Origin of the sequence: uncultured Arthrobacter sp. (assembly GCF_964021775.1) — a bacterium.
Lineage (GTDB): Bacteria > Actinomycetota > Actinomycetes > Actinomycetales > Micrococcaceae > Arthrobacter.
Window position 1 is genome coordinate 14,682 of the sequence record NZ_CAXHZI010000002.1, and the last position, 11,893, is coordinate 26,574.

The following is an 11,893-nucleotide window of genomic DNA, read 5'->3' on the forward strand; positions in this document are numbered from 1 at the left end:
AGGGAGCGCGAAGTGGCAACGACCTACTCTCAGCCCTCCGGGATCCTTGAGGCTCCCGTAGTACCCAAATCCAAGGGGCGCATCGTCGTCAACTGGATTACGTCGACCGATCACAAGACCATCGGGTACATGTACCTGATCGCGTCCTTCGTCTTCTTCTGCCTCGGCGGCGTGATGGCGCTGCTGATCCGTGCCGAGCTCTTCGAGCCCGGCATGCAGATCCTGCAGACCAAAGAGCAGTACAACCAACTCTTTACCATGCACGGCACCGTGATGCTGCTGATGTTCGCGACCCCGCTGTTCGCCGGCTTCGCCAACGTCATCATGCCGCTGCAGATCGGCGCCCCCGACGTCGCCTTTCCGCGGCTCAACGCGCTGGCCTTCTGGTTCTTCCTGTTCGGTTCCACGATCGCCGTCTCAGGCTTCATCACCCCGCAGGGGGCCGCCTCGTTCGGCTGGTTCGCGTACGCTCCCCTGTCCAACACGACCTTCAGTCCCGGGGTGGGCGGGGACCTGTGGGTCTTCGGCCTGGCGCTCTCCGGCTTCGGCACCATCCTCGGCGCGGTCAACTTCATCACCACGATCATCTGCATGCGCGCCCCCGGCATGACCATGTGGCGGATGCCGATCTTTACCTGGAACACCTTGGTCACCGCCATCCTGGTGCTCATGGCGTTTCCACCGTTGGCTGCCGCCCTGTTCGCTCTCGGCGCGGACCGCCGCTTCGGTGCCCACATTTTCGATCCGGAAAACGGAGGCGCCATTCTCTGGCAGCACCTGTTCTGGTTCTTCGGCCACCCCGAGGTATACATCATCGCGCTGCCGTTCTTCGGGATCGTTTCTGAGATCATCCCGGTCTTCAGCCGCAAGCCAATCTTCGGCTACAAGGGCCTGGTCTACGCAACGATTTCCATCGCCGCCCTCTCCGTGACTGTGTGGGCACACCACATGTACGTCACTGGCTCGGTCCTGCTGCCGTTCTTCTCCTTCATGACGATGCTGATCGCTGTTCCGACCGGCGTAAAATTCTTCAACTGGATCGGCACAATGTGGCGGGGCTCGATAACGTTTGAAACCCCCATGTTGTGGAGCATCGGCTTCCTGGTGACGTTCCTTTTCGGTGGATTGACGGGCATCATCTTGGCCTCGCCGCCACTGGACTTCAACGTCTCGGACACCTATTTTGTTGTTGCACACTTCCACTATGTGGTTTTCGGCACTGTCGTCTTCGCGATGTTCGCCGGCTTCTACTTCTGGTGGCCGAAGTGGACCGGCAAGATGCTCAACGAGCGCCTTGGCAAGATCCACTTCTGGATGCTCTTCCTGGGTTTCCACGCTACCTTCCTGATCCAGCACTGGCTGGGTGTGTCAGGGATGCCCCGCCGCTACGCGGACTACATGCCGCAGGACAATTTCACGTGGATGAACCAGTTCTCGACCTACGGTTCCTTCCTTTTGGGTGCCTCGCTGATCCCGTTCTTCTGGAACGTGTATATCACCTGGCGCAGCAACGAAAAGGTAATGGTCGATGACCCGTGGGGCTTCGGCGCCTCGCTCGAATGGGCGACGTCCTGCCCGCCGCCGCGGCACAACTTCACCTCGCTTCCGCGGATCCGCTCGGAGCGTCCTGCCCTGGACCTGCACCACCCCGAGCTTTCCCAGAACTACACCGTCGACTCTCCTGCCCCGGCAGCAGCGGCGCTCGGTAACGCCGACCAGAAGGACACCGCCCAGTGAAGATCGAATCAAGGATTTTTGGACTCGGGGTGTTTTTCTTCGTCCCGGTCTCGGTGATTTACGGCTTCCTGACCGGCTGGTCGGAGTGGGTCGGCATCCTCGGTATCCTGCTGCTTGGCGGGCTGGCCGGCATGATCGGCGCCTACCTGGGCTTCACCGGCAGGCGCGTCGGGATGCGTCCCGAGGACCGCAGCGATGCTGAGATCCACGAAGGCGCCGGCGAGCAGGGCCACTTCAGCCCCTGGAGCTGGTGGCCGCTGGTCCTGGGACTGTCCTGCGCTGGTGGTTTCCTCGGCCTGGCCGTGGGCTTCTGGATCACGTTCATTGCCGGCGGCCTGGCCGTGGTGGCGCTCGTGGGCTGGGTCTACGAGTACAGCCGCGGTGACCACGCGCACTAGCGCCTGGCACTGATCAACGACGACGGCGGGCCCCACCATTATGGTGGGGCCCGCCGTCGTCTGCTTGTGGCCGGTGTCGTAGGCAGGTGACCGGCCTCGCCCGCCGTGCGGTCAGCCGGCCTGCGACTCCAGCAGGGCGCACAGCTCGGCGAGGGCGTCTTCGGCGTCGGTGAGGCTTGACCCCGCCGGGACCGCGTCGGCCCGGACCTCCAGCTCCACCTCACAGCCGCAGGGGAAGTCCTCGGTCATGACTTCCAGGAGCGATCGGGCATCCACCCCGGGCCTGCCGTCCCTGCTGATCGTGACGGCGAACCCGGTCTGCGATACGGCGCGGACGAACGCTGCCGCCGGGCGGGCATGTAGCCCAATGGAAGCCTGGACGACCGCCTTGCGTGCTGGCAATGGAGCTCCTTCAAATGTGCTGGTGCCCAGCGGCACCGGCCGGGCTGCGGGAGCCCGGCACGGCGGATCAGGCACTGCCGTCAGGCGCCGGGCATATCCAGCGTAGCCGGGGGAGAAGCCCCGGGCGAACCGGGGCCGGTAGTGGTCTAGACCTGCCGTGGATGTGCCCTACCCTTGAAGTATGAACGAATCCAGCAGGCCCCGCCGTGGGCTCTAACGCGGCCGGGATGGCCGACGAGATCGACCGGAACAGCGGCACCCCCATCTACGTCCAGCTCCGCGAGATCCTCCGCGCCCACATCGTCAGTTCCTGCCCGCCGGGATCGGCGCTACCCTCCGAACGGGACCTTTCGGAACGGTTCGGCCTGGCCAGGATGACCGTGCGCCAGGCCATCGACGCCCTGGTGGGTGAAGAGGTGATCGAGCGCGTCGTCGGGCTCGGCACCTTCGTCCGCAAGCCCAAGCTGGACCTCCAGGTGAAGCTGACCTCCTACAGCGAGGAGATGCAGCGCCGCGGTATGGTTCCGGCGGCCAAGGTGCTCAGCTTCGAGCAGATCAACGCCAGCGCCTTCCTGGCCCGGGAACTCCAACTGGAGGAGGGGACGCCGCTGGTGCGGTTCCGTCGGCTCCTGCTGGCCGACAGCGAGCCCATGAGCGTGGACGAGAACTTCATCCCGGCGCACCGTGTGCCCGGACTGCTCGACGGCGAGCCGCCGACGTCGCTCTACAACGTGCTGAGCGAGCGCTACGGCCTGGTGATGGAGTGGGGCGAGGACATGATCGAGGCGACCGCCGCTTCGCCGTCCACGGCGCGCCTGCTCAATGTGGAGGTCGGTACACCGCTGTTGAAAATTCAGCGGCACGCCTTCGTTGCGCGGGCCATGGTCGACTACTCCGTTTCGTACTACCGGGCGGACCGGTACAAGCTCTGGGTTCCGCTGCAGCGCCCCGGCGTCCGGCCGACCCGGAACTACGCCTCCGGCTACCGCCCCTGACCTGCAACGCGGGGTCACTCAGCGCCCATGATTGTCCTCCGATGGGCGCGACGTGACCCCGCGCTGCTGTTGGTTCCAGGGGACGCAGAAAGGCCCGGTCCGCGTGGACCAGGCCCTTCTGTTAGCTGATGCCGTGCCTTAGTGGCTGAGGCTCTTCTGCTCAGCAGCCGCTTCGACCGACACGGGGGCACCGTGGTGGCCGTGGGCCGCCGCGAGCTCTGCCGGGGTGGCCGGGGCTACCCGGTCCTCGAAGAACCACCTGGAGAGCAGCGCACGCCGCTTTTCCTTCCGGTCCACGACGCCGTGGCTGTTCGGCTGTGCCGGGAGCGGCGACGGGGACTCGAAGCCGACCAGCTTGTAGCGCTTGTATTCATCCAGCGGGGCGTGGACCTCGATGAATTCACCGTGCGGCAGCCGCACGATGCGGCCGGTCTCGCGGCCGTGGAGGGCGATTTCGCGGTCCTTGCGCTGCAGGGCCAAGGCGACGCGTTTCGTGACGATGAAGGCGAGGATCGGTCCGATGAAGAACAGAGCCCGCAGCCAGTACGTGACGTCGTTCAGGGCCACGTGGAAGTGCGTGGCGATGAGGTCGGAACCTGCGGCTGCCCACATCACGCAGTACCAGACGAAGCCGGCCATGCCGATGGCCGTACGGGTCGGCGCATTGCGGGGACGGTCCAGAACGTGGTGCTCCCGGTCGTCCTTGGTGATCCACCGTTCGATCCACGGGTAGGCAAACATCACTGTGAAGAGGATGCCCGCAGGGACCAGAGCCGGCAGCAGTACGTTGAACGTAAAGACGTGGCCGAACCAGACTTGCTCGACGCGCCAGTCGCCGAAGGTGCCAGGCATCAGGCGCAGCGCGCCGTCAACGAAGCCGATGTACCAGTCAGGCTGGGTGCCGGCGGACACGGGGGACGGATCGTACGGACCGTAGTTCCAGATCGGATTGACCGTGAAGAAGCCGGCCATCAGGGCGATGACACCGAACACGATGAAGAAGAAGCCGCCGGCCTTTGCCGCGTAGACCGGGCCGAGGGGGTAGCCGACAACGTTGCCGTCGTTGCGGCCCGGGCCGGGGTACTGGGTGTGCTTGTGCACGACCACCATAAAGAGGTGTACGGCGATCATCAGGAGGATCAGGGCGGGAACCAGCAGGATGTGGAGCATGTACAAGCGGCCGATGATGGCGGTGCCCGGGAATTCCCCGCCGAAGAGGAAGAACGAGATGTACGTGCCAATCACCGGGATGGACTTGATCACACCGTCGATAATGCGCAGGCCGTTGCCGGAGAGCAGGTCATCGGGAAGCGAGTAGCCGGTGAAGCCGGCGGCCATGGCCAGGATGAGCAAGACGCTGCCCACCACCCAGTTCATTTCGCGGGGCTTGCGGAAGGCCCCGGTGAAGAAGACGCGCAGCATGTGCACGGCCACCGAAGCCACGAACAGCAGTGCGGACCAGTGGTGGACCTGGCGCATGAACAGGCCGCCGCGGACATCGAAGGAGATGTTCAGCGAGGAGTTGTAGGCCACCGACATTTCGACGTTCTTCAGCGGCAGGTAAGAACCCTGGTAGTGGGTTTCCGCCATCGACGGGTCGAAGAAGAACGTCAGGAAGGTGCCTGAAAGCAGCAGGATAACAAAGGAGTACAGGGCCACTTCGCCGAACATAAAGGACCAGTGGTCCGGGAAGACCTTGCGGCCGAATTCCCGGAGCATTCCGGAACCGCCCACGCGCTGGTCGACAAAATCGGTGATGCGGCCGCCCTTGGTCTTGGCGACGAAGGTGGGGGTGTCAGCTGTTGATGTTGCGCTCATGCTCATCACGCTCCCAGTAGCTAGGTCCAACAGGTTCTTTGAAGTCGCTCGTAGCGTAGAGGTAGCCCTCGTCGTCTACGGCGATGGGCAACTGCGGGAGCGGCCGACTGGCGGGGCCAAAGATAACCTTGCATTCCTGGGTCAGGTCGAAGGTGGACTGGTGGCACGGGCACAGCAGGTGGTGGGTCTGCTGCTCGTAGAGGGCAACAGGACAGCCAACGTGGGTGCAGATCTTGGAGTAGGCAACGATGCCGTTGTAGCTCCAGTCTTCGCGGCCCGGGGAGGGCTTGAGGGATTCCGGGTTGAGGCGCATGAGCAGGACGACGGACTTCGCCTTCTCGTTCAACTTGCCTTCCTGCAGCTCGTTCAGGCCTTCCGGGATGACATGGAAGGCGGATCCAATGGTGACGTCCGAGGCCTTGATGGGGGTGCCATCGGGGTCGCGGGTGAGGCGCTTGGTCTTGCCGTCCACCGGTGCCCACATAGTGTGCGCCAGCTTGTTGTCCGGACGGGGACCCAGGTCGCCGAAGACGGCCAGGGCCGGCAGCGGGGCCAGCGCGACGGCGCCCAGCAGGGTGTTGCGGATCAGAGGGCGGCGTTTGATGCCGGTTTCCTCGACGATGTCGTCGACGATCCGGACGGCCGCCAGGCGGTCCTCCTCGGTGCGGATGGCGTGGCGCTCTTCCGACACCTCGTGGTCCGGCATAAGAGCCTTGGCCCAGTGCACGATGCCGGTGCCGATTCCCAGCATGGCAAAGGCGGTTCCGATGCCCAGCAGGGTGTTCTGCAGCCGGATGGTGGCGATCGAGGAGTCAGTTCCAAGATCGATGGCGAAGTACGCCACCAGGAATATCAGGGTGCCAACGGCCGAGGCGCCGAACAGAATGGCCACCTGCCGTTCCGCTCGCTTGGCGGCCCTCGGGTCCGTGTCAGCCAGGCGCAAACGATGCGGGGGAATGCCAGGATCCTGGAACTTCTCCGCCTCATTCTGACCAGCCGTAGCTACGGTGCCCGAGTGGCTCGGACTGCCGTCACTATGGTTGCCCATAATTCGCCTCATCCTTCTCTCGTCTCGGCCAATGCCGAGTTAGTTTTCAATTCAAACTGCTGACGGATCAACAGAAAATTCTTACAGGTACCGCGGCGTCTAGGACGTCCGCGAAGTCAGCCAGATGGTGAAGGCGATGATGACGCCCAGGCCGGCGATCCATACAAAGAGGCCTTCGGATACCGGACCAAGCGCGCCGAGGTCGTTGCCGCCGGGGGAGCCGTTGGCCTCGATCTGCTTGAGGAAGGTGATGATGTCACGCTTTCCCTCGGGTGAGATGTTTGCGTCACTGAAGACCGGCATGTTCTGCGGGCCGGTGACCATGGCTTCATAGATGTGCTTGCCGGAGACGTCGGCGAGAGCCGGCGCGAACTTGCCCCGGGTCAGGGCGCCGCCTGCGGCAGCAGCGTTGTGGCACATGGCGCAGTTGGTACGGAAGAGCTCGCCGCCCTTGGCTGCGTCGCCCTTCCCGTCAAGCACGCCTGCTTCGGGAACGGCCGGACCCGGGCCGAGGGAGGCAACGTAAGCCGCCAGCTGCTTGGTCTGCTCCTCGTTGAACTGTGCGGGCTTCTTTTGGGCCTGCGGACCGTTCATCTGAAGGGGCATACGGCCGGTGCCAACCTGGAAGTCAACGGCGGCGGCGCCGACGCCCACAAGCGATGGTCCCGCCTTCGAACCGCTGGCACCGATGCCGTGGCAGGTGGCGCAGTTGGCGACAAAGAGCTTACCGCCTTGCTCTACGTCGCTTGAGCTGTAAGCGGTGGTCTCGGCCTTAGCCTGATTGACAGTAGTGGCAACGGCGTACAGCCCACCCGTGACCAGGAGGCCCATCAGGAGCAGTGCAATTGCTGCCAGTGGGTGACGTCGCTTCTGCGAGAGTGCCTTCACGTGGTGGTTCCTTTACTCGATCCTGCGTTGGCTCCGGGAGCCGCTTCTTGAAATTCTGCCTCTTGTAGAAAAAGAGTCAAGTCGTGGCTACTTGAGGACGTAGATGACCAGGAAGAGGCCGATCCACACGACGTCAACGAAGTGCCAGTAGTACGAGGTGACGATCGCGGACGTTGCCTCGAAGTGTCCGAACTTCTTCGCCGCGAAAGAGCGTCCGATGATGAGCAGGAAGGCAACAAGGCCGCCGATAACGTGCAGGCCGTGGAATCCCGTAGTGATGTAGAACGCTGAACCGTAGGCGTTGGACGAGAGCGAGACGTGCTCGGAGACGAGCATGGCGTACTCGGTCGACTGGCCGGCCACGAAGAACGCACCCATGATGAACGTGAGCGTGAACCACTCATTCATTCCCCAGCGGGTGAAGCTCAGGGGCCCGCCGAGCCTGCGCGGCTGGAGCCGTTCGGCGGCGAAGACGCCCATCTGGCAAGTGAAGGAACTGGCCACGAGGACGATGGTGTTTACGAGCGCAAACGGGAAGTTGAGCTTGGCTGTCTCTTCGGCCCACATCTGTCCGGACGTCGAACGGAGTGTGAAGTACATGGCAAAGAGACCGGCGAAGAACATCAACTCACTGGACAGCCAGACGACGGTTCCAACGGAAACCATGTTCGGGCGATTCAGCGTCGGGTGCGCCGGGGTACTGGGGGCATGGGTCGCAGATGTCACATAGACATTATGTCTGTAAAAGTCCGTCCTGCCCAACGCAAACCGCGTTTCGGGAGGACTTTTTCTACAAAGACGCGAAATCGCGCGGAAAAGTTCCGGGGCCCCTTCGCATTGGGCATTGCACCCCCCGGCTCGATAGCATCAGATCGTGACTTCTCAGGCATCTGCACAGGCGGTAGGCAAGACTTGGCCGCGCCTCATTGGCGCCCTCATCAACGGCACCCACCTCACCGCCGGCGACACTGAGTGGGCTATGACTTCCATCATGTCCGGCGAGGCGACGCCCGCCCAGGTGGCCGGCTTCCTGGTGGCGCTGCGCGCCAAGGGCGAGACGGTGGAAGAACTCACCGGCCTCGTCGAGGCGATGATCGACTCCGCCAACCCGATCGAGATCGCGGGTGAAAAGCTGGACATAGTTGGTACCGGCGGCGACCAGCTGAATACTGTCAACATCTCCACCATGGCCGCCCTTGTTTCGGCAGGGGCGGGCGCCAAGGTGGTCAAGCACGGCGGGCGGGCCTCCTCGTCGACGTCGGGTTCGGCCGACGTGCTTGAGGCCCTGGGGGTCCGGCTGGACCTGCCCATTCCGCGGGTGGCCCGGAACGCCGAGGAGGCCGGCATCACCTTCTGCTTTGCCCAGGTGTTCCACCCCTCGATGCGGCATGCCGCCGTCGCGCGCCGCGAACTGGGCGTGCCGACTGCGTTCAATTTCCTGGGACCGATGACCAACCCCGCGCACGTGCAGGCGTCCGCCGTCGGCGTCGCGAATGAGCGGATGGCGCCCCTGGTGGCGGGCGTGCTCGCCAAGCGCGGCAGCCGCGGCCTGGTGTTCCGGGGCGACGACGGGCTGGACGAACTGACCACCACGGGTCCGTCCCGGATCTGGGAAATCCGCGACGGCGCAGTGGCTGAGGAAGTCTTCGACCCGCGCGACCTGGGTATCCGCCAGGCAACCGTCGAGGAGCTGCGCGGGGGCGACGCCGCCGCCAATGCCGCCGTCGTCCGTTCTGTGCTGTCCGGAAAGCCTGGCCCGGCACGGGACGCCACTTTGCTTAATGCCGCGGCGGGCCTGGTGTCCTTCGACCTGGATGCTTCGGGCCCGCTGACCGAACGGATGTCGGCCGCGATGAAGCGGGCCGAGGAATCCATCGATTCCGGCGCGGCCGCCGCGGTGCTGGACCGCTGGGTCGCCCTGTCCCGCGGCTGAGGCCGCCGCTGTAGGTAGGTCGGCTTACTGTTCGAACCCCAACGCGAACGCTGCATCCAGGTCGTGCTGGGAGTAAGCGCGGAACGCGATGTGGGTGGTGGTGTGCACCACGGCGGGCACCTTGGAGAGCTTGTCCGCAATCACATCCGCGAGATCCTCGTGCTTGGCGACGCGTGCGATCGCGATCAGGTCCCATTCACCCGTCACCGAGTAGACCTCGCTGATGCCGGGAATCGCGGAGATTTTTTCAGCCGTCTCCGGGATGGCGGAAGCGTCTGTCTTGATCAGGACGAAAGCGGTGATCACGTGGGGACCTTTCGGATCTGGTGCGCCGTTGCTGGCTCGTTGAATGGCCCTAAGGAGGCCGTGCCATCTGCTTGCAAGCCTAGTGCATCAGGCCCGCTGGCGCCGTGCCTTCAAACGCCGTGCACCCGCGGCCAGGAGGCGGTAGCCGAGCAGGAAAACGGCCAGGCTGAGCAGCGCCACGATCACAAACGGCAACACCACAACCTGCCCGGTGAGGGCCCGGAGCAGCATGCCGACCGCCACCGTGCCGAGCCAGACGGCGACGCCGGCGGGCCACACCGCCAAGGGGCCGCGCCACAGCCGCAGGGCGAGCCACGCGGCGGCCGCGCCGGCGAGGAAGGGCCAGGCCGTCGCCAGGACCCCGGTGATGATCTCGCCGCGCTGGTGGGCGTCGCGTCCGATCGCCGCGAAGAGCAGGATCAGGGCCGCGTCAGCAGCGGCGGCCAGCAGGGCGGTGCGCGTGATCGACGACGGGCGGGTCAGCTTGGGAGTGTTCGATGGCATGCTCCCAGCCTAGCTGCGCCCGAACGCTGTATTGCATGTCGGCGGTGCGGCCTAGCATGGTGCAGGAGAGGCCGGAGATTCGAGTAGGGGAGATGGTTATGACAACGCTGTCCGGTAGGCCCCACACCGCGCTGATGGTGATCGACGTGCAAAAGGGCGTGGTCGAGGGCATCTATCAGCGCGACGCCGTAATCGCGAATATCGCAGCACTCGTGGATAAGGCCCGCGGCGCGGCGGTCCCGATCGTCTGGGTTCAGCATTCCGACGCCCAGCTGGAGCGGGGGAGTGAGGCCTGGCAGTACGTCCCCGAGCTCTCGCGGCGGGATGAGGAACCGCTGGTGCATAAGTCCTACGGCGACTCGTTCGAGGGAACTGATCTGGGGGAGATCCTCGCCGCCGCCAGCGTGGGGCACCTGCTGGTAGCCGGGGCGCAGACGGACGAATGCATCAGGTCCACGATCCACGGAGCGTTTGTCCGCGGTTACGACGTCACCCTCGTGGCCGACGCCCACAGTACCGAGGACCTCACTGCCTGGGGAGCACCCCCGCCGGAGCTGGTTATTGCGCACACGAACCTCTACTGGCAGAACCAATCGGCTCCGGGCCGCGCTGCGGGTGTCGCGCAGACTGCCGACGTGACTTTTGAGGTGAATGGCGCGGCGCCGCACTAACATTCTTGGCCGGGCTGTAAGACCGGACGGTGTCCGGGAAACCTTATGTGTAGCGGGACGTTCAACCCGCCTTCACACATATTGGGGGTTACACACCATGATTTCGAACCGCACCAGATTTCTCACGACCGTCACAACGGCCGGACTTGCCGCCAGCCTTTTGCTTGCCGGCTGCGGCCCACAGCCCCAGACCGCTCCCGCCGCCGGCTCGAACGTCCCCGTGAGCACCACGGCCAACCGCACGGCAACACTAACCTTCCCGCCGGCATCCACTCCCGCGCCGGCTGCTCCCGCACCGTCGCGGAAGCCGGCACCACGCGGGCTGAAGACCTACACCTTCCCGGACGGCCACATTTCCTTTGCCTACCCGGCGGCGTGGACCGTGCGGACGGCGCGCCCGCCTGCCGGTCTCCCGGGTGTTGAAGTCACTGTTGCCGACGCTGACGGCAACGATCTGCTCTTCCTCGGTAACGGCGTCACCGCCGGCTGCGCTGGCGGTCCCGTGTCACGCCAAGTCCTGGACCACCAGACGGTCTGGGCATGACATCGCCGGACGGCACTGTGCCTGTCTTCGGGTTCGCCGTCGAGTCCCGGGCGGGGGCAGACGCCTACGTCATGGGGCTGGCCGATCCGCGATCCCTGACGTCCGGCGATGGGGTTGCATCGTGGTGCAATCTCGTCCCAACGGCTAACGGCGGATTGTTCACCCGTGTCATTTTTGATGGTGCCGGGTTCCCTGACAGGGGAGGAGCTAAGGCGTGGATGGCAACCGACCAATACGAGCAACTGAAAGCGCTGCTGCTCAGCCTTAATTATTCATGATCCAGCTGTCGGGCGACTGGTAGCCGAACGGCGGGGCGCCCGTAGCTGTATTGAGTGAATGCCGTTGATGTGACAGGAAGGCCCGCCGGGGGACCGGCGGGCCTTCCTGCGCAGCTCGTGTGCTCACAACATTCGGGCGGATCGTCCTTCATTGGCCTCCGGAAGAAGGCGTTGACTGCCACTTCCAGAGTCCGCCCTATGATGAAGTCCCTGGAACCCGAGTCGACCGAGGGCGGGCCGGATCGTATGAACCTGCGCACGAGCGGGGGTGGGATGCCACCCGCGCGCGAACGTCGTGCGCTGGGTGATGGATCATCTGGTGAGTTCCACAATGCCTTGTTCCTCAGGGATACGTGATGATTCCCGGATCG

13 protein-coding genes are annotated in these 11,893 nt (G+C 64.5%); 6 read left to right on the forward strand and 7 right to left on the reverse strand.

Annotation, left to right across the window (positions count from 1 at the left end; genetic code table 11):
• Nucleotides 1–12: 12 nt before the first annotated feature.
• Both ctaD and ABIN76_RS01975 read left to right on the forward strand, forming a co-directional pair.
• Nucleotides 13–1,737 (forward strand): cytochrome c oxidase subunit I, encoded by a 1,725-nt coding sequence (gene ctaD / locus ABIN76_RS01970; protein ID WP_346958048.1) that lies wholly within the window; start codon nucleotides 13–15, stop codon nucleotides 1,735–1,737.
• The gene (locus tag ABIN76_RS01975) at nucleotides 1,734–2,135 is read left to right on the forward strand and encodes a cytochrome c oxidase subunit 4 (RefSeq protein ID WP_346958049.1); all 402 of its coding nucleotides are present in this window, start codon (nucleotides 1,734–1,736) and stop codon (nucleotides 2,133–2,135) included. The genes ctaD and ABIN76_RS01975 overlap by 4 nt, the downstream gene beginning before the upstream one ends.
• 111 nt (nucleotides 2,136–2,246) lie before the next feature.
• On the opposite strand, the gene ABIN76_RS01980 is transcribed toward ABIN76_RS01975, so the two are convergent.
• Nucleotides 2,247–2,537: an HPr family phosphocarrier protein gene (locus ABIN76_RS01980; protein ID WP_346958050.1), complete on the reverse strand. Its 291-nt coding sequence runs from the start codon at nucleotides 2,535–2,537 to the stop codon at nucleotides 2,247–2,249.
• Nucleotides 2,538–2,764: 227 nt separating this feature from the next.
• On the opposite strand from ABIN76_RS01980, the gene ABIN76_RS01985 reads away from it, so the two are divergent.
• Nucleotides 2,765–3,532, forward strand: coding sequence for a GntR family transcriptional regulator (locus tag ABIN76_RS01985; protein ID WP_346958332.1), 768 nt, complete (start codon nucleotides 2,765–2,767; stop codon nucleotides 3,530–3,532).
• Between the two features lie 138 nt (nucleotides 3,533–3,670).
• Here the strand turns inward: ABIN76_RS01985 and ABIN76_RS01990 are convergent, their stop codons facing one another.
• From ABIN76_RS01990 to ABIN76_RS02005, 4 genes are all read right to left on the reverse strand, one after another.
• On the reverse strand, nucleotides 3,671–5,350 hold the full coding sequence (locus ABIN76_RS01990; protein ID WP_346958051.1) for a cytochrome bc complex cytochrome b subunit: 1,680 nt from the start codon (nucleotides 5,348–5,350) through the stop codon (nucleotides 3,671–3,673).
• The gene (locus ABIN76_RS01995; RefSeq protein ID WP_346958052.1) at nucleotides 5,328–6,398 is read right to left on the reverse strand and encodes a Rieske 2Fe-2S domain-containing protein; all 1,071 of its coding nucleotides are present in this window, start codon (nucleotides 6,396–6,398) and stop codon (nucleotides 5,328–5,330) included. Before ABIN76_RS01995 ends, ABIN76_RS01990 begins: the two co-directional genes overlap by 23 nt.
• Before the next feature lie 99 nt (nucleotides 6,399–6,497).
• Nucleotides 6,498–7,286: a c-type cytochrome gene (locus ABIN76_RS02000; RefSeq protein ID WP_346958053.1), complete on the reverse strand. Its 789-nt coding sequence runs from the start codon at nucleotides 7,284–7,286 to the stop codon at nucleotides 6,498–6,500.
• 87 nt (nucleotides 7,287–7,373) lie between these two features.
• Entirely contained in the window at nucleotides 7,374–7,952 is a 579-nt protein-coding gene (locus tag ABIN76_RS02005) for a heme-copper oxidase subunit III (protein ID WP_346958054.1), read from the reverse strand.
• 208 nt (nucleotides 7,953–8,160) lie between these two features.
• Here ABIN76_RS02005 and trpD point away from each other — a divergent pair, with 208 nt between their 5' ends.
• Nucleotides 8,161–9,219, forward strand: a complete 1,059-nt coding sequence (gene trpD / locus ABIN76_RS02010) for an anthranilate phosphoribosyltransferase (RefSeq protein ID WP_346958055.1) — start codon at nucleotides 8,161–8,163, stop codon at nucleotides 9,217–9,219.
• A 24-nt stretch (nucleotides 9,220–9,243) separates the two neighbouring features.
• Here the strand turns inward: trpD and ABIN76_RS02015 are convergent, their stop codons facing one another.
• Both ABIN76_RS02015 and ABIN76_RS02020 read right to left on the reverse strand, forming a co-directional pair.
• Nucleotides 9,244–9,525 (reverse strand): Lrp/AsnC family transcriptional regulator, encoded by a 282-nt coding sequence (locus ABIN76_RS02015; RefSeq protein WP_138769293.1) that lies wholly within the window; start codon nucleotides 9,523–9,525, stop codon nucleotides 9,244–9,246.
• A gap of 87 nt (nucleotides 9,526–9,612) precedes the next feature.
• Nucleotides 9,613–10,029 (reverse strand): DUF3054 domain-containing protein, encoded by a 417-nt coding sequence (locus ABIN76_RS02020; RefSeq protein ID WP_346958056.1) that lies wholly within the window; start codon nucleotides 10,027–10,029, stop codon nucleotides 9,613–9,615.
• A gap of 98 nt (nucleotides 10,030–10,127) precedes the next feature.
• Between ABIN76_RS02020 and ABIN76_RS02025 the strand changes: the two genes are divergently transcribed.
• Both ABIN76_RS02025 and ABIN76_RS02030 read left to right on the forward strand, forming a co-directional pair.
• Nucleotides 10,128–10,700, forward strand: a complete 573-nt coding sequence (locus ABIN76_RS02025; RefSeq protein ID WP_346958057.1) for a cysteine hydrolase family protein — start codon at nucleotides 10,128–10,130, stop codon at nucleotides 10,698–10,700.
• Nucleotides 10,701–10,920: 220 nt separating this feature from the next.
• Nucleotides 10,921–11,244, forward strand: coding sequence for a hypothetical protein (locus tag ABIN76_RS02030; protein WP_346958058.1), 324 nt, complete (start codon nucleotides 10,921–10,923; stop codon nucleotides 11,242–11,244).
• The last annotated feature ends 649 nt before the right edge of the window (nucleotides 11,245–11,893 follow it).